Origin of the sequence: Actinomyces procaprae (genome assembly GCF_004798665.1) — a bacterium.
GTDB lineage: Bacteria > Actinomycetota > Actinomycetes > Actinomycetales > Actinomycetaceae > Actinomyces > Actinomyces procaprae.
In genome coordinates, this window is the sequence record NZ_CP039292.1 from 845,649 (window position 1) to 869,262 (window position 23,614).

Here is a 23,614-nt window from a genome sequence, read left to right on the forward strand (position 1 = left end):
ACTCGCCCCGTGGCACTCACTATCGGAATCGTTGGACTGCCCAACGTCGGCAAGTCGACCCTGTTCAACGCCCTGACTCGGGCGACCGTTCTCGCGGCGAACTACCCCTTCGCCACGATCGAGCCGAACGTCGGCGTCGTCCCCCTGCCTGACCCGCGGCTGGACGCCCTGGCCCAGATGTTCCACTCCCAGAAGGTCGTGCCCGCCACCGTCTCCTTCGTGGACATCGCCGGGATCGTGCGCGGCGCCAGCGAGGGGGAGGGCCTGGGCAACCAGTTCCTCGCCAACATCCGTGAGGCCGACGCCATCTGCATCGTCACCCGCGCCTTCGACGACCCCGACGTGGTCCACGTCGCCGGGAAGGTGGAGCCCGCCTCGGACATTGAGACCATCACCACCGAGCTGATCCTGGCCGACATCCAGACCATGGAGAAGACGATCCCGCGCCTGGAGAAGGAGGTGCGCGGCAAGAAGACCGACGCCGCCGTGCTGGAGGCGGCGCGGGCCGCGCTGAAGGTACTGGAGGACGGCGAGCTGCTGTCGGCCGCCGCGGCCGGCAAGGCGCTGGATGAGGAGATCCTGCGCGAGTTCCAGCTGATGACCACCAAGCCCTTCATCTACGTGTTCAACCTGGACGACGCCGGTATGCACGACGCCGCCCGGCAGCAGGAGCTCGGCGCTCTGGTGGCGCCGGCGGAGGCGGTGTTCCTGGACGCCCAGTTCGAGGCCGAACTGGTGGAGCTTGAGCCCGAGGAAGCCGCCGAGATGCTCCACGAGAACGGCCAGGACGAGTCCGGCCTGGACCAGCTGGCGCGGGTCGGCTTCGACACCCTTGGCCTGCAGACCTACCTGACCGCGGGGGAGAAGGAGTCGCGCGCCTGGACGATCCACAAGGGCTGGACCGCCCCGCAGGCCGCGGGCGTGATCCACACCGACTTCGAGAAGGGCTTCATCAAGGCCGAGGTCGTCTCCTACGAGGATCTGGTCGAATACGGCTCCATGGCCGAGGTCCGCGCCCACGGCAAGGTGCGCATGGAGGGCAAGGACTACGTCATGGCCGACGGCGACGTGGTCGAGTTCAGGTTCAACGTGTAGCGAGTCGGCTTAGTCGTTGTACACCTTGTCGCGGCGTCCGATGGAGAAGACCTCGATCGTGACGATGTCGTCGTGGATGAGCGCGAGGATCCGGTAGGAGCCCACGCGGTAACGCCATTCGCCCGAGCGGTTCGCGGTCAGCCCCTTGCCGAAGGCACGGGGGTCGGCACACCCATCGAGGTTGTTCTTGATCCAGGTGGCGAGGATCCTGGCGTCAAACCGGTCCATCTTCTTCAGTTGTCTGCGGGCCCGCATGGTCAACTCGACCCGGTACGGGCTGGTCTGCGCGGTCATGTGGCGAGTTCGGACAGGATCTCGTCGATGCTGAAGCGCTCGCCGGAATCATGCGCGATCGCCTCGCGCAGCTCCTGTAGATCGTAGGAGTCCTCGATCTTCTCCAGGATCGCTGTACGGGCGAAATCGGAGACGGTTACGCCCTCGAACTGGGCGAACTTGCGGACGAGTTCGGCATCTTGCTCGTTCATGCGCACTGTCATGGTGCTCACGGTCGGCTCCCTCTCGTGGCTCGTGAATACATTGTATTCACGCCGCCGCGGCGGGCAAGGCGCTGGACGCTGAGATTATGGGCGAGTATGGCCAGGACGAGTCCGGCCTGGACCAGCTGGCGCGGGTCGGCTTCGACACCCTTGGCCTGCAGACCTTCCTGACGGCGGGGGAGAAGGAGTCGCGCGCCTGGACGATCCACAAGGGCTGGACCGCCCCGCAGGCCGCGGGCGTGATCCACACCGACTTCGAGAAGGGCTTCATCAAGGCGGAGATCGTCTCCTACGACGACCTCATGGAATACGGCTCCATGGCCGAGGTCCGCGCGCACGGCAAGGTCCGCATGGAGGGCAAGGACTACGTCATGGCCGACGGCGACGTGGTCGAGTTCAGCTTCAACGTGTGACGCTCTAGGTGAGTGATCGGATCATTCGGTGACCGGGACGTGGCTCACGACCATTCCGGAAGGCCGACGGCGTCGGCCTCGACGTGGTGGCCCTGGCGACAGGACAGGCGCGCCTCGACTGGGCTGCCGCAGCCCAGGTGAACCGGCTCCGGCGCTATCGGTGCCACGTCCGGCAGGTGCTTGAGCCCCCACTGCTGCAGCGCCGCCAGCACGAGGGCAAGATCGCGTCCCTTGGTGCTGAGGGTGTAGGCGTGTCGCTGCCTGCGGCCGGGCTCCCGGTAGGGCTCGGCCCGCAGGATGTCGTGTTCGACGAGTTTCCTCAGTCGCGCCGACAGTACCGAGCGCGGGCAGCCGAGGCTCTCCTCCAGGTCGCTGAACCGGTGTATGCCCCGGTGGACATCGCGAAGGATCAGTAGAGTCCACTTCTCGCCCAGCAGCTCCAGGCTGGAAGCGATGGGGCAGGTGGTTTCTGGTGCCGTCATGGTCTCTGGTACTCCCTGATCCGTTGCGGCTGCCGACGGCGCCGCGGTCTGCTGGATGGGTATGTGCGGCGTCGATGTGGGCGGAACGGGGTCGTTGGCTCGCCTGCAGGTGCGACGCGCATCCGTGCATGTTTGCCGCGTCTGCGCCCGCTCGTCGCCTGCGAGCCCGGCGCCACTCTGAGTCCGCTATTGATACCCAGGGAGCGTAGCACTGAGCTCCGCGGCTCGCGACCGGGATGTGCGCAGGCTCTTCGTGTTTGTGGGTGTGGTGGTGCGGGCTGCGGGTGGTTGTGTTTGGGGTGCTGTTCGGTGCGGACTGCTCCGACTACGTGGTCGTGTTCGGGCGCACGTGGTCGTGTTCGCCCGTTCAGGGTCGTGTTCGGGCGCATGTGGTCGTGTTCGGGCGTCTGGGTGGGGTCGTTGTGGGGCTGGCGAGGTCGTTTTGGGGCTGATGAGGTCGTGTTCGAGCACCCCATGTCGGTCGAATACGACCTCATTCGCCTGAAACCCTCCACATTCGGGAGGGTTTGGGGCGGATAAGGTCGTGTTCGCCTGTTCAGGGTCGTGTTCGGGACGAGGAGGTCGTACTCGGGCGCACGAGGTCGTGCTCGGGCGTCCGGGCGGGCTCGTCGTGGGGCCTGCGAGGACGTTCTGAGGTTGGCGACGACGTTATGGCCGGTGGGAACGTTGTTGGGCTGGCGGGGACGTCCACGGATCCGCGTCACGGACGTAGAGCCAGTGGGGTCAAGGCCAGAGCCCGATCATTGGGTACGCCTCTTCGGCGTAGTAAACCCCGAACCGGCGTAGCGGACGACTTCAGCGCTAAGCACGCGGGCGAGCCGACTCCGGGCACGATCCACGCCCACAAACACGAAGTGCCCCATTGGGTGCCGCGCCCAAGACGCCCCGGGCCCTCGCACCGGCATTCCAGACGCGCACGCCGACCGCCGGCCCGCCGCACCCTGCGAACGCGAAGAACCCGTGAAGGCTGTGCATGACAGGTCGGTGTCGGCTGGACTGTCCGGTTGACAGCGCAGTCGGTGCAGGCTAGGTTCGGATTCCGAACTTAGATGGTTGCTCCTTCTCAGACGGCTTAGTCGCCAGGAGCATGACCGGGACAGGAGCACATGTGATGAAGGCCTACGCCCTTACCTCCTACCGCAACGGTGGGACGCTCGAGCGGCTGGACGTACCCGAGCCGACGGCCGGCCAGGGGCAGGTGGTGGTTGGAGTCCGCGCGGCCGGCCTCAACCCGCTGGACCGCATGATCGCCGCCGGGCAGTTCCGGCAGCTTATTCCCTACCGGTTGCCGCAGGTGCTGGGGCAGGAGCTCGCCGGCGTGGTCACCGAGGTCGGCCCCGGCGTGGAGGACTTCGCGGTGGGTGATTACGTGTTCGGGCGCCCGGCCATCAACCGGATCGGCACCTTCACGCGGGCCATCGCCGTCGACGCCGCCGACCTCGCCCCCATGCCCGCCGGGCTCGGCTTTGCCGAGGCGGCCTCCCTGCCGCTCGTGCTGCTCACGGCCGCGCAGGCCTTCATGGAGAAGGCACGAGTCAAGCCGGGGGACAAGGTCTTCATCCAGGGCGGCACCGGGGGCCTCGGCTCAGTCGCCATCCAGGTGGCCAAGCATCTCGGCGCCACGGTTGCGACCACCGTGAGCACCAAGAACGTCGACCTGGCCCGCGAGCTGGGCGCCGACGTCGTCGTGGACTACCGCACCCAGAGGTACGAGGACCATGTCCAGGACTACGACGTCGTCCTGGACACCCTGGGGAAGGATGAGACCCTGCGCTCCATGAAGGTGCTGCGACCGGGAGGCACCATGGTCTCGGTCGTTGGCGCGCCCGACCCCGACTTCGCGGCACAGCTGGGCAAGCCGATTCTGAAGCCGGTCATGTGGCTGATGGGCCGCAAGGTGCGCCGCGCCGCCAAGCAGCAGGGGGTCTCCTACAAGTTCCTGTTCATGCGCGCCGACGGCGGCCGCCTCGCGCAGCTCACCCCCGCCATTGAGGACGGCAGCATCAAGCCGCTGGTGGGGCACACCTTCGGGTTGGACGAACTGGAGCAGGCCATGGAGTTGTCCGCCTCCGGGAAGGCCGCCCCGGGCAAGGTCATCGTGGAGGCAGGGGAGTGAGCGCCGTGAAGTACTTCGACGGCCCATACGTGGACGCGCCGGTCGAGCGCATGAGCACACCCCAAGGGGCGCATTTCGCGTACCGGGCGGTCGGTTCCGACGGCGGGGTACCCCTACTGCTCCTGAACCATCTGGCGGCCACCCTCGACGGCTGGGACCCGCTGCTGGTCGACCGGTTGGCGCAGGACCGCCCGATAGTAGCGGTCGACTACCGCGGCATGGGCGGCTCCTCCGGATTAGCGCCAACCACGGTTGCGGGAATGGTCGACGGCGTTATCGAGTTCCTGGACGCCGCAGGACTGGAGCGGGTCGACGTCCTCGGGCTCTCGCTGGGCGGCTTCGTTACCCAGCAGCTGCTGCTGACCCATCCGCAGCGGTTCCGCAGGGCCGTGCTGGCCGGAACCGGTCCGGCGGGAGGTGCGGGCATCACCAGGGTGCCGGGCCTGACCTTCCGGGCCATGGCGAAGGCGGCGCTGACCCGGAAGGACACCCGTCACTACCTGTTCTTCCCCGTGACCGCCTGGGACAGGGCGGATGAGTTCCTGGGCCGCGTGGCGGCCTTCAAGCATCCCGACACGGCTGCGCGGGTGCCCGGGCTCCTGCGCCAGCTCAGGGCCGTGCGTGGCTGGGGGCGGCAGGAGCCGCAGGACCTGTCCCGGATCGAACACCCGGTCCTGGTGGTGAACGGCGACAACGACCTCATGGTTCCCAGCCCCAACACGCTGGACCTGGGGCGGCGCCTGCCCGCCGCCAGGCTCGAGGAGCTCTACCCCGGCGCCGGCCACGGCGCCATCTTCCAGGAGCCGGACCTCTTCGCCTCGCAGGTTCGCGCCTTCTTGGACTGACGGAACTGCGTTGCCCGGATAGCTTCGTTCATCGGGGCATGCCCTCCCACGGGTTGACGACCGCTACCTCCAGCGGTGCGAAGTCCTTGACGTTGCACGTCACGACGGTCAGGCCGTGGACCGCGGCGGTGGCCGCGATCAGTGCGTCGCGCTCCGGCCGCGGGTCGGGGACATGCAGGTGTGCGGCGCGGCGGGCTTGCGGAGCTCGCTGACTACATTGGTATCCAACAGGTAGCTCATAACTCCGGAACCTTCAGACCGATAGAGGCCGGCTCGAACTCGACGTCGACGTCGTCATCCATGCTCAGCCTGTCCACGAGCGAGGCGCCCGTCTCCCCGAGTCGGTGGTAGTCGTTGATGGTCAGTAAAACGTAAGCCGGCTTGCCTCGGTCCGTGATGATGACCGGTCCCTCATTGGCCGCCCGCTTGGCGGCACTGACATCGTGGTTGAAGTCGCGAGCGGTGATCGAGGGCATGTCAACACCTCCTGTGTAGCTACATACCCTACGTTATGTCGGGTGTATAGCCCGTGCGAGGGGATGACGCGCCCCCTTGCATCTGACACGGTGTGAGGATGTTCCATGGAGGCATGGATCACGACGAGGGACTGCTGCGTATTGGTCTGTTCTCCAGGCTCACGGCGATCAGCGTGAGGATGCTGCGCTACTACCAGGAGCAGCGTGTACTCGAGCCCGCCGCCATTGACCCATTCACCGGGCACCGGTCCTATGCGCCCTCTCAGCTCACTGACGCGCATTGGATCGTGCGACTGCGTGACGCCGGAATGCCGGTCGGCGAGATCGCCGAGATTATGGCCAACCGTGGTGATCCGACGCGTGTGCGCGCCATCATGTCCGCCCACGGCGACCGCTTGGATGCCGAGCGGGAACGTCTGGAACGCATGAGCGCCGCGTTTGAACATATCAACGCCTATCTCAAGGAGTCGACCATGGATATCGATGTCCGCCAGATTCACATGCCTGCCATGACCGTGGCAGTCCTGCGCCGCGTCCTGCCGTCCTACAACGACGAGGGCCGACTGTGGCAGGAGATCGTGCCGCTCATGGAACGCAGCGGCCTGGAACTGCCCAGCCATGACGAAGGGTTGGGCGGGGCGACCTACCTAGACCCGGAGTACAGGGAGACCGATGTGGAGATCGAGGTCTGGATCAGGGTCCCGGAAACCTTCACGCCGGTGGCGCCGCTGGAATGCCGCGAGGTGCCTGCGCGCGACGTCGTGGCCGCCACGCTACATGGCGGATATGACGGCATGCCGGAGGTCACCGCGGCGATCGGTAGTTACATCGCGGCCCACAACCTTCGCACGGGACCCATGCTCAACATCTACCGGGTCGGCCCGGCGCACAACCCCGACCCGTCCACCTGGGTTACGGATGCGTGCTTCCCGATCATCGAGGAGTGACCGCGCGCCCGTGTGCGACGTCTGCGGTGTTACCGGTTCTTCCGGTTTGGGTGTGTGGTGATTGCATCGGGGCCGAGGTGTCTGCTGCGCCGGTTGGACGTTAACAACGCTACTTAACGTTCTGCTGTATACCCCAGGAGCTTTCAGCAGACGGTTAACCGGCGTTGTTAACCCCGAAGTGGCGTTGCAGACGGTGAAGTGGCGCAGCCCAGGGCTGAGTGACATACGTTGCTGGGAGCAATTCCGCCGTAGGATCCCCGCCATGGACGAGCTGACCTACCTCACCGGCCGCGGCGCCGTCGCTCCCGGACAGATCGAGGGCATGTTCGTCGGCTGGCCGTCTCCTCCCTCCCCGCAGCAGCTGGTGGCGGTCATGGACGGCAGTTACCGGCGCGTCTGGGCGCTCGACGGCGACCGCGTCATCGGCTACATCAACGCCATCAGCGACGGCGTGCTCAACGCCTTCATCCCCTGGCTCGAGGTCCACCCCGACTACCAGGGCCGGGGGATCGGCGCGGAACTGGTGCGTCGACTGCTAGCCCAGCTCGACGACATGTACGCCGTCGATCTGTGCTGTGATCCGGGAATGCTGCCGTACTACGAGAAGCTCGGATTCACGCGCCTGGCCGGCGCGGGCCTGCGCAATCCCGGTGCGTTGACGGGCGGGGAAACTGCAAAGACGCTCGCGGGTCTCTGAGACCGCTCGCCCACATCCCTGCCGCCCGGCAAGCGCCCGCGGCTCTACTCGGCGGGCGGTCTGCGCCGGGCCTACCCTGGGCGCATGCCTCCGTCCCAGCCGACCTCGCCCGTGTTCACCGCCGCGGGCCGGCATTCGCTTGCCCTGGTCGCCCGCGAGGTCCGTGCCGACGGCGTCCGCGAGGTCCTCACACCCCGCGTGCGCTGCACCGCCATGGCCATCCCCTTCGAACTCGAGGGCCTGCGCGTCACCGACATCGAGTGCGGCCCCTCCGGCCTGCTTGCACCCGGCGCGCTCACCACAGCGCTCGCGGCCTGCACGCGCCCGCCACAGCGGGGCGCTCATCGTCGTTGACGCCACACACGGCAACACCCCACACCCGCACGCCAGAACCAACCCCGACCAAACCAGTCCCGGCACCCCCAAACTACACCCGGACGCTTGCTGAAAAACCGAGGCTTATCCCTGGTGGCCGGGCCGTTTGACCAGGAGGCGGCCCGGCCACCAGGGATCGGGAAATGACCTAGTGTCGCTCGAGGATCTCGTTGGCGCCTCCCGCCTCGACGTCTGCTATGAAGCTGAAGAACTCGGCTGCCACGCGCTCCGGGCAGTCGATTTCCATCAGGTGGCACTCGCCCTGCAGGAGTACCGTACGCGCCCCGCGCGTGTTTCTGATGGCGTATAGGTTGCTGTCGTAGAAGTCGTTGAAGAACGGGTCGTCAGTGCCAAAGAGATAGCCCACGGGAATGTTCACGCTGCGCAGGAACTCGTCGCACTCCTCCAGGCTGTCCCACACGCCTTCTGATGCGCCGGCATACTTCTGGATGATGCTCGCCATGGCCCTTGCCCGCTCAGGGTCGGCCTTGTTTATGCCGATAGCCTGAACCTCTTCCATCTTCTTGGTCAGACCTGCTTCGGGTTTGCGCAGACCGGCAGCCATCATCTGGGCGGGGTCGCCTGAATTCATCATCTGGAACCACTGATTGTCGGTCTGGCCCTTCAGATGCGGCGCCAGGAAGAAGCTCGCAAGTGCCTTCACCATCTCGGGGTGATTCTTTGCCATGTACCAGCCCGGCGTGGTGGAGTGGCACTTACCGAAGTGGATGAAGCGATCAATGCCGAGAATCTTGCAGAACTCATACTCGTCCCTGCCCCACTGCTTGGCCCAGTTGATGCTTTCGTCTGCATCAAATTCGTTGACGGGGCCGTCAAAGCGCATGACCAGGCCGTACACGTGATAGCGCTCGGCTATGGCCTCAACTAACTCCATGAACGTGTAGAAGAAGAAGCCCGGGAATACGACTATCTCGTCGTGCTCTTCGCCGCGCTCGCAGTAGGTAAGTTCCGCGCCGTAACTCGTAGTTACGGACTTCGCCTCGCCCTTGACCTTGAAGTCCTCCATTGTCGGCCTCCTGTGTTGGTTGACTTGTATCTGGTGGGTTCAGAGTGCCCTGTATGGTTGGTCTTCGCAACCATCAAAACGAGATGCAGTATAATGATAAGCAACATCGTCACCCGATCTGTATGTGTATATCGACGGAACGGCAGGATCGTTCCGGGGAAGGACTGCCATGAGAGGCAGGGAGGATCTGCGCGTCGTTAAGACGCGCGCCAACATCCAGGCCACGTTCGTGAAGCTGCTGGCCGCTAAGGGGTTCCGACATGTGACAGTGCAGGACATCTTGGATGATGCACTCATCAACCGCACGACATTCTACCGCCACTACAGCTCGAAATACGACTTGGCCGACAAAATGGCAGCCGAATTCTTGGCGCGGTTCGCCGCAGCGCTCGACTCCGCGCGTGAGGACCGTGCAAGCGGGATAGCTGCTGTTTACGCCGTTCTGGTTGAGGATCGGGATCGTACTATGGCGCTGTGGGATCTGCGTACCCATAACACGGATGTTCGCGCCGAAATGGAGTTGGTGCTCCGGAAGGCGTATCCAATGCTCGCGGGTGTACGGCCCCGCGGCGGGGAAGGGTTCCCTGCCCGCGTGTTCTCTGCGATAGCGCTGGCTGCCTTCGGCTATGTTCTCGAGGGTGGTGATCAACATTCCATGGATGACGTGCGTGCGGGCATGCGAGAATATATAACGGCATCCACCAAGGTGCTGTCCGCGTTTGAATGATCGTGGTTATGTCCATCGGCGCATAAGGTCTTCTCGTGGTGATGCGCCCCATGGTGAAAGACTCTCCTATCCCCGCGCGGCTTGACGGAGAAAACGTGGTTTACACAAACGGGGGCGATGTGCGTCAGGTACGCCGCGAGTGCTTTGTCCCTCTCGACCAGTGTGCGCCGGGCCTACCCTGGGCGCATGCCTACGTCCCAGCCGGCATTGCCCGTGTTCACCGCCGCGGGCAGGCACGCGCTGGCCCTGGTGGCCCGCGAGGCTCGCGCCGACGGCGTCCGCGAGGTCCTGGCGCCCCGCGTGCGCTGCACCGCCATGACCACCCCCTTCGAGCTCGAGGGCCTGCACGTCACCGACGTCGACTGCGCACCATCCGGCCTGCTCGCCCCCGGCGCCCTCGCCGCCGCGCTCGCGGCCTGCGACCGGCCGCCACTGATCCTGCACGCCGAGACCTTCGGCAACCGGGCCGACGGCGAACTCCGCACCGTGCTCGCCGCCGCCCGCTCGACCGGGGCGCGCATCGTCGTCGACGCCACCCACACGGCACTGGAACGTGCCGAAGAACTGCTGACAGACGCCGGACCCGGGACCGGTGCCGCTGACCTCGACAACGCCGACTACCTGGTGGCGAGCCTGCGCAAGCTGCTGCCCATCCCGCTCGGCGGCGTGGTCCACGGGCTCGTCCGCCCGGCGGCGCCGACCGGGGACGAGCTGAACGCGGACCTGGCCGCCGTCGCCGCGATCGCCGAGCGCCACCGGGATGTGCCCGCGCTCATGGACGCCGTCGAGGACCTGCTCGACCTCGCCTGGGCGCCCGCCCCCATGCCGGGCCCTTACCGCGCCCGGCTCGCCGCCCCGGGGATAGGTGCCGAGCTCACCCGGCGTCGCACCCGCCTGGCGCGCCTGCACGCCGCCGTCGCCGAACTGGACGTCATCAACCCCGGGGCCGCCTACCCGCCGGTGATCGCCCATCCCCAAGCCGCCGCCATCCGCACGGCGCTCGCGCGAGCCGGCTTCTCCCCGCCCCTGCACTGGCCCGGTGCCACCGATGGGCTCGTGGCCCTGCCCGACGATCCTTGGGCAGCAGCCATTGCACGCCGCGCGGCGGGGCCGACGGCACTGCGCGAGGCGCTTGCGGAAGGCGAGGCGAGTGGGCCTGCTGAGCCCTTAGACTTTGACGCCTTCATTGCCTCCAAAACCTCAAAGACGGCATGAGCGTCTATCGGCTGACCCCGGCCGCGCGCTGAGCGCGACCGCTAAACCCGCAGCACGCCGCGCCAGCCACGCGCCCCGTAGTAGGAGTCGGCGCCGTTGTGGTAGACGAAGACCCGGCCGAAGCGCCGGTCGCCGAACAGTGCGCCTCCCAGCGTCCGCACATCCACCGGCGTCGCCAGCCAGGTCGAGGTCTTCCGATCGAACTCGCCCAGGCTCTGCAAGTGGTGGTAGTCCGCCTCGCCCATGAGCTCAACGCCGATCTCCGCCGCCTCGCCCGCGGCACTGCCCCGCGGCGGGTTCTTCTTGCGGGAGCGCAGGGCCTCATCATCCAGGCACAGGCTGCGCCGGCCGGCGGGCGTCTCGGCCGAACAGTCGTAGAAGACGAATTCGTCCGCCTGCGCGTCGTAGCCGACCACGTCCGGCTCCCCGCCCGTGTCCTCCATGCGTCCGAGCGCGGCCAGCGCCTCGGGATGCGCGGCCAGGCGGGCGGCGACCGCGTCCCAGGAGATGCCCTCATGCCGGTGCGGATGCGCCTCGAACCGTTCCCTGAGCAGATCGATCATGCTGCCTCTTCCGTTGTGCTGCGTCATTGGCCGGGCACATTGTCCCCTACACGCGCGCGGGACGGTTGATCCTCCTGAGGAGACCACTTCCTGGCCTGTCACACGGCGGCAACACGGCTGGTCTCTAGGATCGTCCCGAAGCAAGCACATCAGGAGGAAGCATGATCAGGGTAGCGATCAACGGATACGGCAACCTCGGGCGCGGAGCCGAGCAGGCCATCACCAAGAACGAGGACATGGAACTCGTCGTCGTCTTCACCCGGCGCGACCCGGCCACGGTCACCACGCAGGGCGCGCCCGTCGCGCACGTGGACGACATGCCCGCCTGGGCGGACAAGGTCGACGTCTGCCTCAACTGCGGCGGCTCGGCCACCGACCTGATCGAACAGACCCCGGCCGCCGCCGCCCTGTTCAACACGGTCGACTCCTTCGACACCCACGCCCGCATCCCCGAGCACTTCGCGGCCGTCGACGCCGCCGCCAAGGCATCCGGGCACGTGGCCGTGATCTCCACCGGCTGGGACCCGGGCCTGTTCTCCATGATGAGGGTCCTGGGCGAGGCCGTCCTGCCCGACGGCGCCACCACCACCTTCTGGGGCCCCGGCGTCTCCCAGGGGCACTCCGACGCCCTGCGCCGCATCGACGGCGTCGTGGACGCCAAGCAGTACACCCGCCCGGTCGAGGCGACCGTCGCCGCGGTCAAGGCCGGTGACGACGTCGAACTCACCACCCGCTCCATGCACACGCGCGAGTGCTACGTGGTGGCCGAGGAGGGTGCCGACCTGGCCCGCATCGAGCGGGAGATCAAGGAGATGCCCAACTACTTCGCCGACTACGACACCACCGTCAACTTCATCACTGCCGAGGAACTGGCCGCCGAGCACGCCGGCATCCCGCACGGCGGCACCGTGGTTCGCCGCGGACACACCTCCGACGACGTCGCCGAGACCGTGAACTTCGAGCTCCAGCTCGACTCCAACCCGGAGTTCACCGGCTCCGTCGTGGCCGCCATGGGGCGGGCGGCGGTGAGGCTGGCCGCCCGGGGCGAGTCCGGCGCGCGCACGGTCTTCGACGTGACGCTGGCGGACCTGTCCGCCAAGTCACCGGAGGACCTGCGCGCCCACTACCTGTGAGGCCCGACCGGACGCGGGCGACGGCCCGCCGATCGCTCACGCGAGCGGGGCGGCGTGACTGCGTCCCGCGGGAGCTGGCCGCCGTGGCCGCTTGGGAGGCGAACGCGCTGCGGTCTCAGGGGCCGCGCCGTTAGCACACCAACCGGAACGGCCCTGAACGTGTCCGTGGTCGCATGCCGATGACAGGCGCGTCGTCGTCGAGGCGGAATCAACTCTTCATGTCGAGGCATTCAAAACGTTATGTTGGTAGCTTCGTGGCTGTAGGCGCCCCGAGGCGCCGTCCGCCCAGCACCTCCTGACAGACGGGATCACCAAGATGAACACTCCTCTCCTTAAGACCGCTTCCACGGCGGCCGCACTCGTACTCGCGCTCGGCCTTGCCGCCTGCAGCAGCGACTCGAACGACGCCGAGCAGTCCTCCTCACCCGCAGCCGCCGACTCCGCGACTGAAGCCGGTGCGGGAACCGACTCTCAGGCGGATCCGGGCGCGGACGCTCCCTTGCCCGTCGACGGCGTCGAGGTAGGGGGCTCCTTCTCCGGCACGCTAGGGGGTGAGCCCTTTGAAATCGAGAACGTCGGGGTGGCCTGCACTTCGCAAGACGGGCAGACCACGATCGGTGTTGGCCCGCTAGACGCCGTGGTCACTGACCAGGGAGTCCGCTCGGTGTCTATGGCGATCGACGACTCCTCAAGCGAGGTGCGCCTGATCACAATCGTTCCTGGTGATGACGCATCCCTCAACTTCACGAATATCGAGGGCTACCGCAGTCAGGCGGGCAGCGCGGAGGCTGAAGTCGACGGAACGACCTACACCGTCACCGGCGAGGCCGCCCCGAGCGGATCCACGGAGACGAAGAGCTTCGACTTCGTCATTACCTGCCCCTGAGGCGCGCAAGCGCAATCGGCTCGCGCTGCGGGCGGCGTCCTTCCAAGTGGAGGGCGCCGCCCGCCGCCATCTAGGGGCGGCTTCATCGGCGGCGGCTAGCGGAAGCGGCTCCTGCGGGGGAATCTGCGCAGGAGTGGCGCAGGAGACGGTGCCCCGCAATCCGTTGACGTCGAATCGAGGTAAACTGGATTCGTCTGGGCGGTTTGGCGGAATTGGCGCGCCCCGCCCCGGACTCGGCATCGCCCGCCCCATTAGGAGGAAAGTGCACGACACCTGGAACCCCTGGCACGGCTGCCGTCGCGTATCCGAGGGCTGCGACAACTGCTTCATGATGTTCCAAGACGCCTCGCGAGGCGTCGACGGCGAGCTCATCCGCCGCGTCGGGTCCGACGGCTTCCGCTACCCCCTCGCCGTCGACCGCACCGGCGCCTACAAGGTGCGCGCCGGAGAGATGCTGCGCGTATGCATGACCAGCGACTTCTTTCTGCGCCAGGCCGACCCCTGGCGCGAGGAGGCCTGGGACATCATCCGTGCCCGCCCGGACGTGAAGTTCTTCCTGCTGACCAAGCGCCCGCACCGGGTCGCCCGCTGCCTGCCCAATGACTGGGGCGACGGCTGGGACAACGTCATGCTCTCCGTCTCCATCGAGAACCAGCGCCGCGCCGACCAGCGCCTGCCCGTGCTGCTCGACCTGCCCTTCACTCACAAGGGCGCCATGGCCGCGCCCCTGATCGGCCCCATCGAGCTTGGCCGCTACCTGGCTGATGGGCAGATCGAGCAACTGATCGTGGGCGGGGAGAACTACGGCGGCGCCCGCCCGCTCGATGTCGACTGGGTCCGCTCCCTGCGCGCCCAGTGTGAGCAGGCGGACGTGTCCATGACCTTCATCGAGACCGGCTCCACGCTGATCAAGGACGGGCGCACCTACCGGATGGGCTCCAAGCGCAACCAGTCGGTGCAGGCCCATCGCTCCGGCCTGTCCTACACCGCTCAGGGCCGCAGGCCCTGGCGCCTGCGCGCCCCGCTCGGCTGGGAGATTCCCGCCGCCCAGCTGCACGTGCCCCAATTCGACGGCGACTGCCTGAACTGCGGCTCCCGCCCCATCTGCAACGGCCTGTATCGGGGGCGCTGCGCCTGAGGCGCTTCGTTTCCCGGCGCCAAGCGCGCGACAGCGGCTAGGCTCGGATCATGACGACGCTTCCCTGGTCCGCAGGACACTGGCTGAACCCGCCCGCCGCAGTCGAGGAGAGGGACGGAGACCTGCTGGTCACCGCCGTGGAGAAGTCCGACGCCTGGCGACGCACCAGCTACGGCTTCATCGTCGACACCGCCCACGCCCTGCTGGCCCCCTTCGAGCAGAACACCGCGGTCGAGGTGGACATGACCGCCGCCTTCACCGAGAACTTCGACCAGGCCGGCATCATGGTGCGCGTCGACGCCGAGAACTGGGTCAAGGCCGGGGTGGAGTTCTCCGACGGCGCCTGCCAACTTGGCGCCGTAGTCACGGCCGGCAACTCCGACTGGTCGGTGGCACCCGTGCCCGACTGGCAGGGCAAGCGCGTGCGCATCCGCGTCAGCCGCAAGGGCGATGCAATCACCATGCGCGCCGGTCTGATCGCGCCCGACGGCACCGCTGCACTGCGCATGGTGCGCCTACTGCCCTTCCCGGAGGACGCCGTAGCCGAGGCCGGCCCATTCCTGTGTGCTCCCAGTCGAGCCGGGCTGACCGTGCCCTTCCACGCCTGGCGGGTCACGGACGCGGACATCTCCCTTCACTGACTTCCCCTAGCGAGGGGATGTTCGCCTGCGGAAGGACGGATCTTCACGCCGCAGAGGCCGTGAGGGTCTGTCGAGCGAACTCGGACCTATTGACTCCGGCTCGGGCGGTGGTATCACGGGTGGTTGACGGGGTACCGGGCGAGCGTTACGGTACAAGCGTTCGGGCGGGCCGGAGATGGTCGGTTATCGGACCGGCGGTTCGGGGTTCGAGTCCTCGTCGGCGCTTCGCCGGTAGCTCAAGGGTAGAGCGGTCGGCTCCGGTCATCGTGCCACGCCCGCTCGGACAGTCCGCCAGGTTCACGCCCGCTCGCGCACATATGTTGCCCGGGCCGATGGCGTGGGGGGCGTGGGAGTCGGCGCGGTGGCAGGAACACGAGTTTGCGTCGGATACACGAGTTCCGGAGCTTTGCGCGTACACAGCGCACGCGAAGCTCCAAAAGTCGTGTCTTTGCAGAGAACTCGTGTACGAGACGCGGCCCGGAGTCGGAGGGCTCTGAGACGGTCTCGCGTGCTGGTAGGGAGCCGGTTCTGGCGGGCGGCGTGGTAGGGCGGGTGTGTCACCTCACAAACATCACCGGTGAGGATGGATTGAGTTCCGGGTGTGTAGGGGTCTACACTCCTGCGAGTCGGCCACGGCCGATATGCGCGAACGGTGCGCCCGCGGGCCGGAAGGTCTTCGGTTATCGGTATTAGTTGGTTCGACCCCAACCCTCCTCGGAGGATCCGGAGGCCGAACACACGCCCGCCTCCGCCGTTCGTGCAGCCTGAATACGGGCGCACCCCCTGTGCTCGTGCGGGATGGCGGCGGGCCGAAGCCGGTCGGTTATCGCTCTCCAACAGCGCGGTTGACACCGCTTGTCCGGCGGGCAAGAACACGCCCGCCGCCACCCCGGCACATCTCATATCCCCGTAAGCAGGAAAGGAGAGGGAAGAAGAAATGGATTTCTTGAAGGGCATCAGTACTCGGCGCACGCCGCAGCGTGAGTCGGCTCGAACCGGCCAGGTGCGTAACGCCGCCGGCGGCTACGGCTTCGCGCTCGATGACGCCGCCCGCCTGCGTCGCTTCCTGATCCTGGGGGTGGACGGCGGTACCTACTACACCGACGCCCGCACGCTGGCACTCGAGAACGCCGAGGTCCTGCACCGCATGGCGGTCGCCGACCCGCAGGGGCTGGTGAACACGATCATCGAGGTCTCCACCGCCGGTGCTGCGCCGAAGCAGAACCCGACGCTGTTCGCCCTGGCGTACGCCGCCTCCGTGTCGCAGGCCCGTGACGCCGCGCTCGCGGCGCTGCCGCGTGTGGCCCGCACCGGAACGCACCTGTTCACCTTCGCCACCTACGTCGAGCAGTTCCGTGGATGGGGGCGCGGCCTGCGCCGCGCCGTCGGCTCCTGGTACACGACCAAGACCGCCGAGCAGCTCGCCTACCAGGCGGTCAAGTACCGCCAGCGCGACGGCTGGACGCACCGCGACCTGCTGCGCCTGGCTCACCCGGCCGCCGCGGAGGCCGACATGCGCGCCACCCTCGACTGGATCGCCCACGGCACCGTAGGGGAGGAGGTGCCCTCCCTGATCGAGGGTTTCGTCAAGGCTCAGGAAGTGGATGCCGCTCGGGCCGACGCCGATGCCACCTGGGCGCGGATCGTCCGCGACTACCGCCTGACCTGGGAGATGCTGCCGGATGCGGCGCTGGCCCGGCCCGAAGTCTGGGATGCGCTGCTCGACGCCGGGGTGCCGCTGACCGCACTCATGCGCCAGCTGCCGCGCCTGACCCGACTGGGGCTGCTGCCCGCAATGGGCGGGCGCACCGATGAGGTCTGCGCGCAGTTGACCGACACCGAGCGCCTGCGTGCCGCCCGCGTGCACCCGGTATCCGCGCTGATCGCCCAGCGCACCTACGCCTCCGGGTTCTCCCGGCGCGGCAAGAGCGCCTGGACGCCGACGACGAAGGTTGCCGACGCGCTGGACGCCGCCTTCTACGCGGCCTTCGGTGCCGCGGAGAGTGCGGGGAAGCGCACCATGCTGGCCGTCGACGTGTCCGGCTCCATGGGTATGCCGATCTCCGGCATGGCCTTGACGGCCCGCGAGGCGGCGGCCGCGCTGGCGCTGGTGCAACTGGCCACCGAGCCGGGCTCCGCCGCCTTCGCCTTCTCCAGCGCTCGCCCGGGATACTGGCAGCCGGCCGCCATGGCCCCGCTGGACATCAGCCCCCGCCGTCGTCTCGACGACGCGCTGAAGGTGGTGGACGCGATGCCCTTCGGTGGTACGGACTGCGCACTGCCCATGCTGTACGCCGCCGAGCACGACCTGGAAGTGGACACCTTCGTCATCTACACCGATAACGAGACCTGGGCCGGTGACATCCACCCGTTCCAGGCGCTGCGTCGCTACCGCGAGCACAGCGGCATCCCCGCCAGGCTCGTCGTGGTGGGAATGACCTCCACGGGCTTTTCCATCGCCGACCCGGACGATGCCGGCATGCTCGACGTCGTTGGCTTCGACACCGCGGTGCCGAGCCTGATCACGGAGTTCTCGCGGGGGCTCTCAGGTGGGCTCTGACCCGCTGCGCACAGTGCGCAACCGGAGGGCGGCCGTCCCAGACGGGGATGGCCGCCCTCCGGCACGCTCAATGGGAGTATCCGACCCGTTGGCGGCCCGGGCCGCCGAGTTGCACGCACAGGCCCTCGAGGCCGACGCCTTGGCCGCCCGCTACCGGGCCGAGCGGGACGAGCTCATCGACCGGCTCCGCGAGGCCGAGCCGAAGCGCTGGTCCTACACCGCCCTCGCCCAGGCACTCGGCTGCAGCCGGGAACTGATCGCCCAGATCGTGCGTCGGCGGCGCTGAGTAGGACCTGCGGAGCGAACGTCTAGCAATTCGTGTCGTGAGGAGCCGGTAGCCTGCTCGAGTCGGCTCCACCCCGCCCTGTGGAGCCGTCCGCCGGGGAGTGCTGGGCATACGCTCAAACGCCCGGTAGCTCAGGGCAACCTCAACCATCTCCGCACCGAAATCCATGAAGCTCAGTAATCACGACCTGGCCCTGCACGGCATGCTCAGCGTTCTCCCGCCTTACCTGGAGCGCTACCTGCGCAACACGCTGGGGAATCGTTGCACACCTGAAATGCTGCGTGCTCTGCTCGCCGGGTCGGGCCCGGTTCCGGAGCTCCCCGACCTGGCGGACCTGTCCATCCAGATCCGCATCCTTACCGCGCGTGGCTCCAACGGCCGCTACCTCATGCCGCTGCCACCGGGCGCGGGCAGCAAGCTGCACGAGGTGCGCCGCTTCCGCAATCAAGCGGTACACGGGGCTCGTTTCGACGCCGACAAGACCCTCGCGGCCCTGGTGGCCGTGAGCGAGCTGCTGCGGCTGATTAGAGCTGAGTCGGGGCGTGAGCAGATACGCGAGCTCATAGGCAGCATCGACGACGGCCGGGGCGCACGCCGCGGCCCGCTCGACGCCGTCGGTATCAAGGTCGAGTGCGCGCCCGTGATCGGCTACGCGCACGCGGTCGCAGGCCTGGAGGCGGAGGTATCCGTTGCCCTGAGCCTTCCCGACTCTGTGGCAGGCGCCCCGGGCCCCGTCGAGGCGACCGTGACCATTATTGAGGACGACGGCGGCCACGAGCTGGTCGAGCCGTGGCGGTTCACCTGGGACGCGGGTGCGCAGCGCGAACTGCACACCAGCAGGGCCTTGAAACTGAACCGGGACAACCTGGCGCAGGTCGATCAGCCGGGTCCTGCGCACGGGCGCGTGGAGCTGCGCACTCGGGATGGTGCGAAGCTGGTCCGGCGGATTGATGCCCTGTCCGCATTGCCCCCGCGCCAGTGGCAGCAGGCCGGAGGCGACTGTTGGGCCGGCCCGGCGCTGGCGACCTTCGTCCAGCCCGATCAGCCTGCGGTTCAGGCGCTGGCAGCGCAGGCGCGCTTGCGCGCCGGCCTGGGTACAGCCGCCTCTGCACCCGACGACGTTGCCGATGCGGCCTGCGCCCTACTGCGCAGTCGCGGCATCGCAGCGGACGGGGATGGTTTTCGAGGGCGGGATCCGCTTACGGTCCGCACCGCGGGCGAGGTCATGGATGCGCGTTCCGGCAGCGCGCTCGACGTCGCAGTCCTGCTCGCCGGCATCCTGGAACAGCTCGGGGGCCACCCGGTGCTGGCGCTGACGCCCGCCTCGGTGCTGCTCGGCTACGCGAGGAATGACGCGGTGAGCACGGATGGCTCCCCGGAGGCCTTCGCCGCAGGGGTGCGGCAGGGCGGCATCGGACTGATAGACCCGGTTGCCGCGCTGCGCTCGCCCGCGGGGGTGCTACACGCGCCGGGTGACGCGGCCCAGCAGATCGTGGAGGCCACCCTCGCAGAACTGACCCTGGTGGTTCCGCTCGCTGCGGCACGCTCCGGCGGTGCGGTGCCGCAGCCGGTGCTCGAACGCGACGAGGACGACGTCGTCGTGGAGCTGCCCCTGCCCCCGTCCGCCGCCCGGGCGGAACAGGATGCTGCGGGCCTGTCCGCTCCGACGCCCGCGCCCGCAGACCAGACGCGCCCGGCGCCCGAGCCGGGCACCGGGCGGGCGGCGGATGCGGCACCGGCGCGCGTGGAGGAGTGGAAACGGTCCCTGCTAGACCTGTCCCTGCGCAACCCGCTGATCGACCGCACCGCGCGCTCAGCGATCGAGCTCAAGGTGCCGCCGGAACTCGTCGGCGACTTCGAGGACATCGTCAACAAGCGCGACAACCTGGGCCTCAGGGCCGCAGCCGGCTTCGGCGGCAGGCCCGCCCGGGGCGCCGCGCAGGCGGCGGATGACGCCACGGAGTTGCTGAAGGCGCACACCGTGGGTGCGGTTCTTGGAAGCAAGGAGTACGTGCGGCGCCTACAGAACCTGGCCGCATCCGCTCGCACCACCCTGGAGGAGACCGGGGCGAACAACCTGTACCTCGCGATCGGCACGCTCTGCTGGTACGCCGATGGTCAGCGTGTGCGCTCTCCCCTGATCCTTATCCCCGTGAAGCTGGAACGGGAGGGGGACACGTTCATTGTGTCGCTGGATGAGGCCGGCGTGTCCACCCCCAACTACTCCCTGCTCGCACGCTTCCAGGCGGATACGGGCATCGAGCTGACGGCGCTGCGTGAGCCCGTATACGACGACCACGGCGTCAATGTTGAGGCCACGCTGGACAAGCTGCGTCAGCAGCTGCGTGCCGCAGGTCGCCGCGACCGCGTCGAGCCCACCGTCCACCTCGGGCTGTTCCGCTTCTCCACTTACCGCATGTGGCGGGACCTCGCGGAGGACTGGCCGACCATAATCGCCAATCCGCTGGTGGCGCGCCTGCTGGGCGGCACTCCCGGCGCCGGCGCTGCGGATCAGGCGGCCGGGTCGGCGACGGATCTCGATGAGGTGGTGGAGAACCTGCCCCTGGTGGCGGACTCCGCCCAGGCCCAGGTGATCGCCGACGCCGTCTCCGGGCGCAACCTGGTGGTTGAGGGGCCTCCCGGCACGGGGAAGTCCCAGACGGTCGCCAACCTCATCTTCCGTTCCCTGGCGCTGGGGCGCACCGTCATGTTCGTGGCGGAGAAGCAGTCCGCGCTCGACGTCGTCGCCCGGCGCCTGGGCGAGGAGACCGGCATCGGGGACCTGCTGCTCAACCTGCACGACAACGGCATGCGCCCCACCCGGGTTCGCGAGGCGCTACGCAGGGCACTGGAGCTGCAGGCACCCGGCCACGACGCCGCGGCAATGGCGGGACTGCGTCGCCAGCTGGCGGACTCGCGGGGCGAGCTGGAGGCGTATCGCGAGCACCTGCACGCACCGGGGCAGGAGGGCAAGTCCTACTATGCGGCTCGCCAGGCACTGGTGGAGGCCATGGGGACGTCCGCGGCGCCGCATGTGCAGGCAGTCTTCAACGCCTGCGCCACCCGTAGCGGGCTGGACGGCTTCGACGCGGGCAAGCACGAGGCGCAGCTGGACGAGTACCGGCGGTTGCAGGCGAGCCTGCGCGAACAGCTGGCGCCGGAGCTGCTCGATGCGGTCCTGAGGCGTCGCGACCGCGTGCTGCGCGAGTCCGGTGACCGCGCCGAGAAGCTGCGCCGCGAGCTCGAGCGCCGCAAGGGCACTTTGAATGTCCGTGAGCTGGTCAACTCCTACTGGGACCTGATCACCGCGATCACCCCCTGTATCCTCGTGTCCCCGGACTCGGTGGCCCGCTTCTTCCCGGCGAACAGGCGTTACGTGGATATGGTGGTCTTCGACGAGGCCTCCCAGATCACCGTCGCCGACGCCGTCGGCGCCCTGGGGCGGGGCCACACCGCAGTGGTGGTGGGGGACCCCAAGCAGATGCCGCCCACGCCCTCGCCGGGCACGGCGGCCGCAACTGGTCGTAGCGCCTCCGGGGACGGCGGCGCGGACTCGATCCTAGACCGCTGCCTGGAGCTAGGCCTCCCAACCCGCCGCCTGACCTGGCACTACCGCAGCCGGGTCGAGTCACTCATCGCCTTCTCCAACCGGCACTACTACGACGGAAGGCTGCTGTCCTTCCCGAGCCCGCTGGTGATGGCCGCAGCTCCGGACGACGGGCCGGACGGCTACGGCATCTCGTTGCGGCGCGTCAACGGCACCTACTACCGCGCCGAGACGGCCAAGCACCGCGGTATCAGACCCAACACCAATCCCGTGGAGGCCCGGCAGATCGTAGACGAGGTCAGCAGGCGCTTTGAGGCATCACCGCAGGCCACGCCGTCGCTGGGAATCATCACCTTCAACAATCACCAGTGCGAGTTGATCGAGGCCGAGCTGCGCAACAGCGGCCGCAAGCGCATCATTGACGCGCTGAAGGCGCCTGATGGCCTGTTCGTGCGCAACCTGAACAATGTTCAGGGGGAGGAGCGCGACACGATCCTGGTGTCGGTGACCTTCTCAGCCAACGAGCGCGGCGACCTGCCGCTCAACTTCGGCTCCCTGAGCCAGGCCGGCGGTCAGCGGCGGCTGAATGTGGCGATTACTCGGGCCCGCAGGCAGGTGGTCGTATTCTCCAGCTTCGATCCGGAGGACCTGCACGCCGAGCGCTCCACCCACCAGGGGGTGAAGGACCTGCGCGAGTACCTGGGGCGGGCCCGCAGCGGCATCGCGCCGCACGGCCGACCCCGCTCGGCCGCCTCCGTGGACCTGCACCGAGATCAGATCGCCGAGCGCTTGCGGGAGGCGGGCGCGGAGGTGATGTCCGGCGTCGGGCACTCGGACTTCGAGATCGACCTGGTGGTCACCGGGGCCGGGGGACAGCGCGTTGCGGTGCTGCTCGACGGGCCCGGCTGGAGCCGGCGGGCGAGCGTCGCGGACCGTGACCTGCTGCCGGTCGACGTGCTGCATTCCATGGGGTGGGAGCGGATTGAGCGCGTCTGGATGCCCACATGGGTGGCTGATGCGGATGCCGTGGTCGCGCGCCTGCTCGCCGCCTCCGGAGGCGCGCCGGAGCCGACAGGCGTGCAGGCCGCAGCCCCTGCCCTGCCGGCAGCGTCGACGGTGTCTGCGGCGTCTCCAGCCTCGCCGTCGACGGCGCCCTCTCAACCACGGCCGACGGCGCCGGAGCCACAGGCGGCAACGGCGCTGGAGGAGGACGTGGCGCCCGCGCCCCGGCCCGAGCAGACGCAAGCCGCGGCGTCGGCTGATGCGGCCGCCCCGGAGGCCGCACCACGGACTGCTACGGAGTACCGGCAGTGGCGGCCCGAGGGCGTGCAGCCAATCGAGGTGCTCGATCGCGCCCAGGACAAGAACTCGCCGGAACGTGCGCAGGTGGTCGAAACGGCTCGTGCCATCTGCGACGTCGAGTCCCCACTCACCCGGCACCGGCTGATCGTCAAGCTCTGCCGCGCCTATGGGCTCACCCGGGTGGTGAAGTCACGGGAGCAGAAAGTCGATGAGCTGCTGGGCGACGCATTCGCCTACACCGATGGCGAGGGCTTCGTGTGGCGGAGCATGGACGCCGCCCAGTTGCCCATGCACTATCGGCGTCACGCGCTCGATCACGTGGACTCCATCAAGGAGATCCACCCCCGTGAACTGCAAGCGCTGATGCGTGAAGTCCGTGCCGGCTCGGCCGGATGGGTATCCACCGAGGATCTTTGCAATCAGGCGCTCAAACGGCTCAGCGTCAAGAAGCGCAGGCTCAGCGCCAGCGGAGTAAAGGACGCCCTGACCGATGCGCTGGCGCAGGTCGAGCGGGAGGACGACGGGTGGTAGCACCGCGGGGCTGAGGGACTCGGAGGTTCGTGCTTCTGCGCGGCCCGCCACTGCGCTGAGCCGGTTCGATAGGTGTCGGACCCCGCCCGTATGG

21 protein-coding genes and 1 pseudogene are annotated in these 23,614 nt (G+C 68.1%); 16 read left to right on the plus strand and 6 right to left on the minus strand.

The window, feature by feature from the left end:
• The first annotated feature begins 9 nt into the window (after positions 1–9).
• Entirely contained in the window at positions 10–1,095 is a 1,086-nt protein-coding gene (ychF, locus tag E4J16_RS03200; RefSeq protein ID WP_136313247.1) for a redox-regulated ATPase YchF, read from the plus strand.
• Positions 1,096–1,104: 9 nt separating this feature from the next.
• Here ychF and E4J16_RS03205 read toward each other — a convergent pair whose 3' ends face one another.
• Complete coding sequence (locus E4J16_RS03205; protein ID WP_136193530.1) at positions 1,105–1,389, minus strand: type II toxin-antitoxin system RelE family toxin; 285 nt, start codon at positions 1,387–1,389, stop codon at positions 1,105–1,107.
• Positions 1,386–1,592 (minus strand): type II toxin-antitoxin system RelB family antitoxin, encoded by a 207-nt coding sequence (gene relB / locus E4J16_RS03210; RefSeq protein ID WP_240038383.1) that lies wholly within the window; start codon positions 1,590–1,592, stop codon positions 1,386–1,388. The genes E4J16_RS03205 and relB overlap by 4 nt, the downstream gene beginning before the upstream one ends.
• Positions 1,593–1,672: 80 nt before the next feature.
• Here relB and E4J16_RS03215 point away from each other — a divergent pair.
• Positions 1,673–2,005: pseudogene (locus E4J16_RS03215) on the plus strand (DUF933 domain-containing protein); the annotation flags it as partial.
• Positions 2,006–2,049: 44 nt separating this feature from the next.
• Here E4J16_RS03215 and E4J16_RS03220 read toward each other — a convergent pair.
• A complete protein-coding gene (locus tag E4J16_RS03220; protein WP_136193528.1) occupies positions 2,050–2,487 on the minus strand; it encodes a winged helix-turn-helix transcriptional regulator in 438 nt (145 codons plus the stop codon).
• A gap of 1,132 nt (positions 2,488–3,619) precedes the next feature.
• On the opposite strand from E4J16_RS03220, the gene E4J16_RS03225 reads away from it, so the two are divergent.
• Both E4J16_RS03225 and E4J16_RS03230 read left to right on the plus strand, forming a co-directional pair.
• Entirely contained in the window at positions 3,620–4,624 is a 1,005-nt protein-coding gene (locus E4J16_RS03225; RefSeq protein ID WP_136313248.1) for an NADP-dependent oxidoreductase, read from the plus strand.
• Positions 4,621–5,469: an alpha/beta fold hydrolase gene (locus E4J16_RS03230; protein ID WP_204519924.1), complete on the plus strand. Its 849-nt coding sequence runs from the start codon at positions 4,621–4,623 to the stop codon at positions 5,467–5,469. The genes E4J16_RS03225 and E4J16_RS03230 overlap by 4 nt, the downstream gene beginning before the upstream one ends.
• A 236-nt stretch (positions 5,470–5,705) precedes the next feature.
• Here E4J16_RS03230 and E4J16_RS03240 read toward each other — a convergent pair whose 3' ends face one another.
• Entirely contained in the window at positions 5,706–5,945 is a 240-nt protein-coding gene (locus tag E4J16_RS03240) for a type II toxin-antitoxin system Phd/YefM family antitoxin (RefSeq protein WP_136193526.1), read from the minus strand.
• Between the two features lie 113 nt (positions 5,946–6,058).
• Here E4J16_RS03240 and E4J16_RS03245 point away from each other — a divergent pair, with 113 nt between their 5' ends.
• From E4J16_RS03245 to E4J16_RS03255, 3 genes are all read left to right on the plus strand, one after another.
• Positions 6,059–6,892, plus strand: a complete 834-nt coding sequence (locus E4J16_RS03245) for a MerR family transcriptional regulator (protein WP_136193525.1) — start codon at positions 6,059–6,061, stop codon at positions 6,890–6,892.
• 262 nt (positions 6,893–7,154) lie between these two features.
• Positions 7,155–7,589, plus strand: coding sequence for a GNAT family N-acetyltransferase (locus E4J16_RS03250; RefSeq protein WP_136193524.1), 435 nt, complete (start codon positions 7,155–7,157; stop codon positions 7,587–7,589).
• Positions 7,590–7,673: 84 nt separating this feature from the next.
• On the plus strand, positions 7,674–7,943 hold the full coding sequence (locus E4J16_RS03255; RefSeq protein WP_136313249.1) for a hypothetical protein: 270 nt from the start codon (positions 7,674–7,676) through the stop codon (positions 7,941–7,943).
• Between the two features lie 169 nt (positions 7,944–8,112).
• Here E4J16_RS03255 and E4J16_RS03260 read toward each other — a convergent pair whose 3' ends face one another.
• On the minus strand, positions 8,113–8,991 hold the full coding sequence (locus E4J16_RS03260) for an alpha/beta fold hydrolase (protein ID WP_136193521.1): 879 nt from the start codon (positions 8,989–8,991) through the stop codon (positions 8,113–8,115).
• A 169-nt stretch (positions 8,992–9,160) separates the two neighbouring features.
• Between E4J16_RS03260 and E4J16_RS03265 the strand changes: the two genes are divergently transcribed.
• Positions 9,161–9,718 carry a TetR/AcrR family transcriptional regulator gene (locus E4J16_RS03265; protein ID WP_136193520.1) on the plus strand — a complete coding sequence of 186 codons (558 nt, stop codon included), beginning with the start codon at positions 9,161–9,163 and terminating at the stop codon, positions 9,716–9,718.
• Between the two features lie 186 nt (positions 9,719–9,904).
• Positions 9,905–10,933 carry a type II toxin-antitoxin system ParD family antitoxin gene (locus E4J16_RS15620; protein WP_240038248.1) on the plus strand — a complete coding sequence of 343 codons (1,029 nt, stop codon included), beginning with the start codon at positions 9,905–9,907 and terminating at the stop codon, positions 10,931–10,933.
• A 41-nt stretch (positions 10,934–10,974) separates the two neighbouring features.
• Here E4J16_RS15620 and E4J16_RS03275 read toward each other — a convergent pair whose 3' ends face one another.
• On the minus strand, positions 10,975–11,496 hold the full coding sequence (locus E4J16_RS03275; RefSeq protein ID WP_204519925.1) for a DUF4256 domain-containing protein: 522 nt from the start codon (positions 11,494–11,496) through the stop codon (positions 10,975–10,977).
• Between the two features lie 161 nt (positions 11,497–11,657).
• Here E4J16_RS03275 and E4J16_RS03280 point away from each other — a divergent pair, with 161 nt between their 5' ends.
• From E4J16_RS03280 to E4J16_RS03310, 7 genes are all read left to right on the plus strand, one after another.
• Entirely contained in the window at positions 11,658–12,629 is a 972-nt protein-coding gene (locus E4J16_RS03280; RefSeq protein WP_136313251.1) for a diaminopimelate dehydrogenase, read from the plus strand.
• A 316-nt stretch (positions 12,630–12,945) separates the two neighbouring features.
• Complete coding sequence (locus tag E4J16_RS03285; RefSeq protein ID WP_136313252.1) at positions 12,946–13,515, plus strand: lipoprotein LpqH; 570 nt, start codon at positions 12,946–12,948, stop codon at positions 13,513–13,515.
• Between the two features lie 262 nt (positions 13,516–13,777).
• The gene (locus tag E4J16_RS03290; RefSeq protein ID WP_136193514.1) at positions 13,778–14,653 is read left to right on the plus strand and encodes a DUF5131 family protein; all 876 of its coding nucleotides are present in this window, start codon (positions 13,778–13,780) and stop codon (positions 14,651–14,653) included.
• A gap of 50 nt (positions 14,654–14,703) precedes the next feature.
• Positions 14,704–15,294: a DUF1349 domain-containing protein gene (locus tag E4J16_RS03295; protein ID WP_168708153.1), complete on the plus strand. Its 591-nt coding sequence runs from the start codon at positions 14,704–14,706 to the stop codon at positions 15,292–15,294.
• 937 nt (positions 15,295–16,231) lie between these two features.
• Complete coding sequence (locus E4J16_RS03300; protein WP_136313253.1) at positions 16,232–17,854, plus strand: TROVE domain-containing protein; 1,623 nt, start codon at positions 16,232–16,234, stop codon at positions 17,852–17,854.
• Between the two features lie 70 nt (positions 17,855–17,924).
• Complete coding sequence (locus E4J16_RS03305) at positions 17,925–18,140, plus strand: hypothetical protein (RefSeq protein WP_073328436.1); 216 nt, start codon at positions 17,925–17,927, stop codon at positions 18,138–18,140.
• 166 nt (positions 18,141–18,306) lie between these two features.
• Positions 18,307–23,520, plus strand: coding sequence for a DUF4011 domain-containing protein (locus E4J16_RS03310; protein ID WP_240038249.1), 5,214 nt, complete (start codon positions 18,307–18,309; stop codon positions 23,518–23,520).
• Positions 23,521–23,614: the final 94 nt, after the last annotated feature.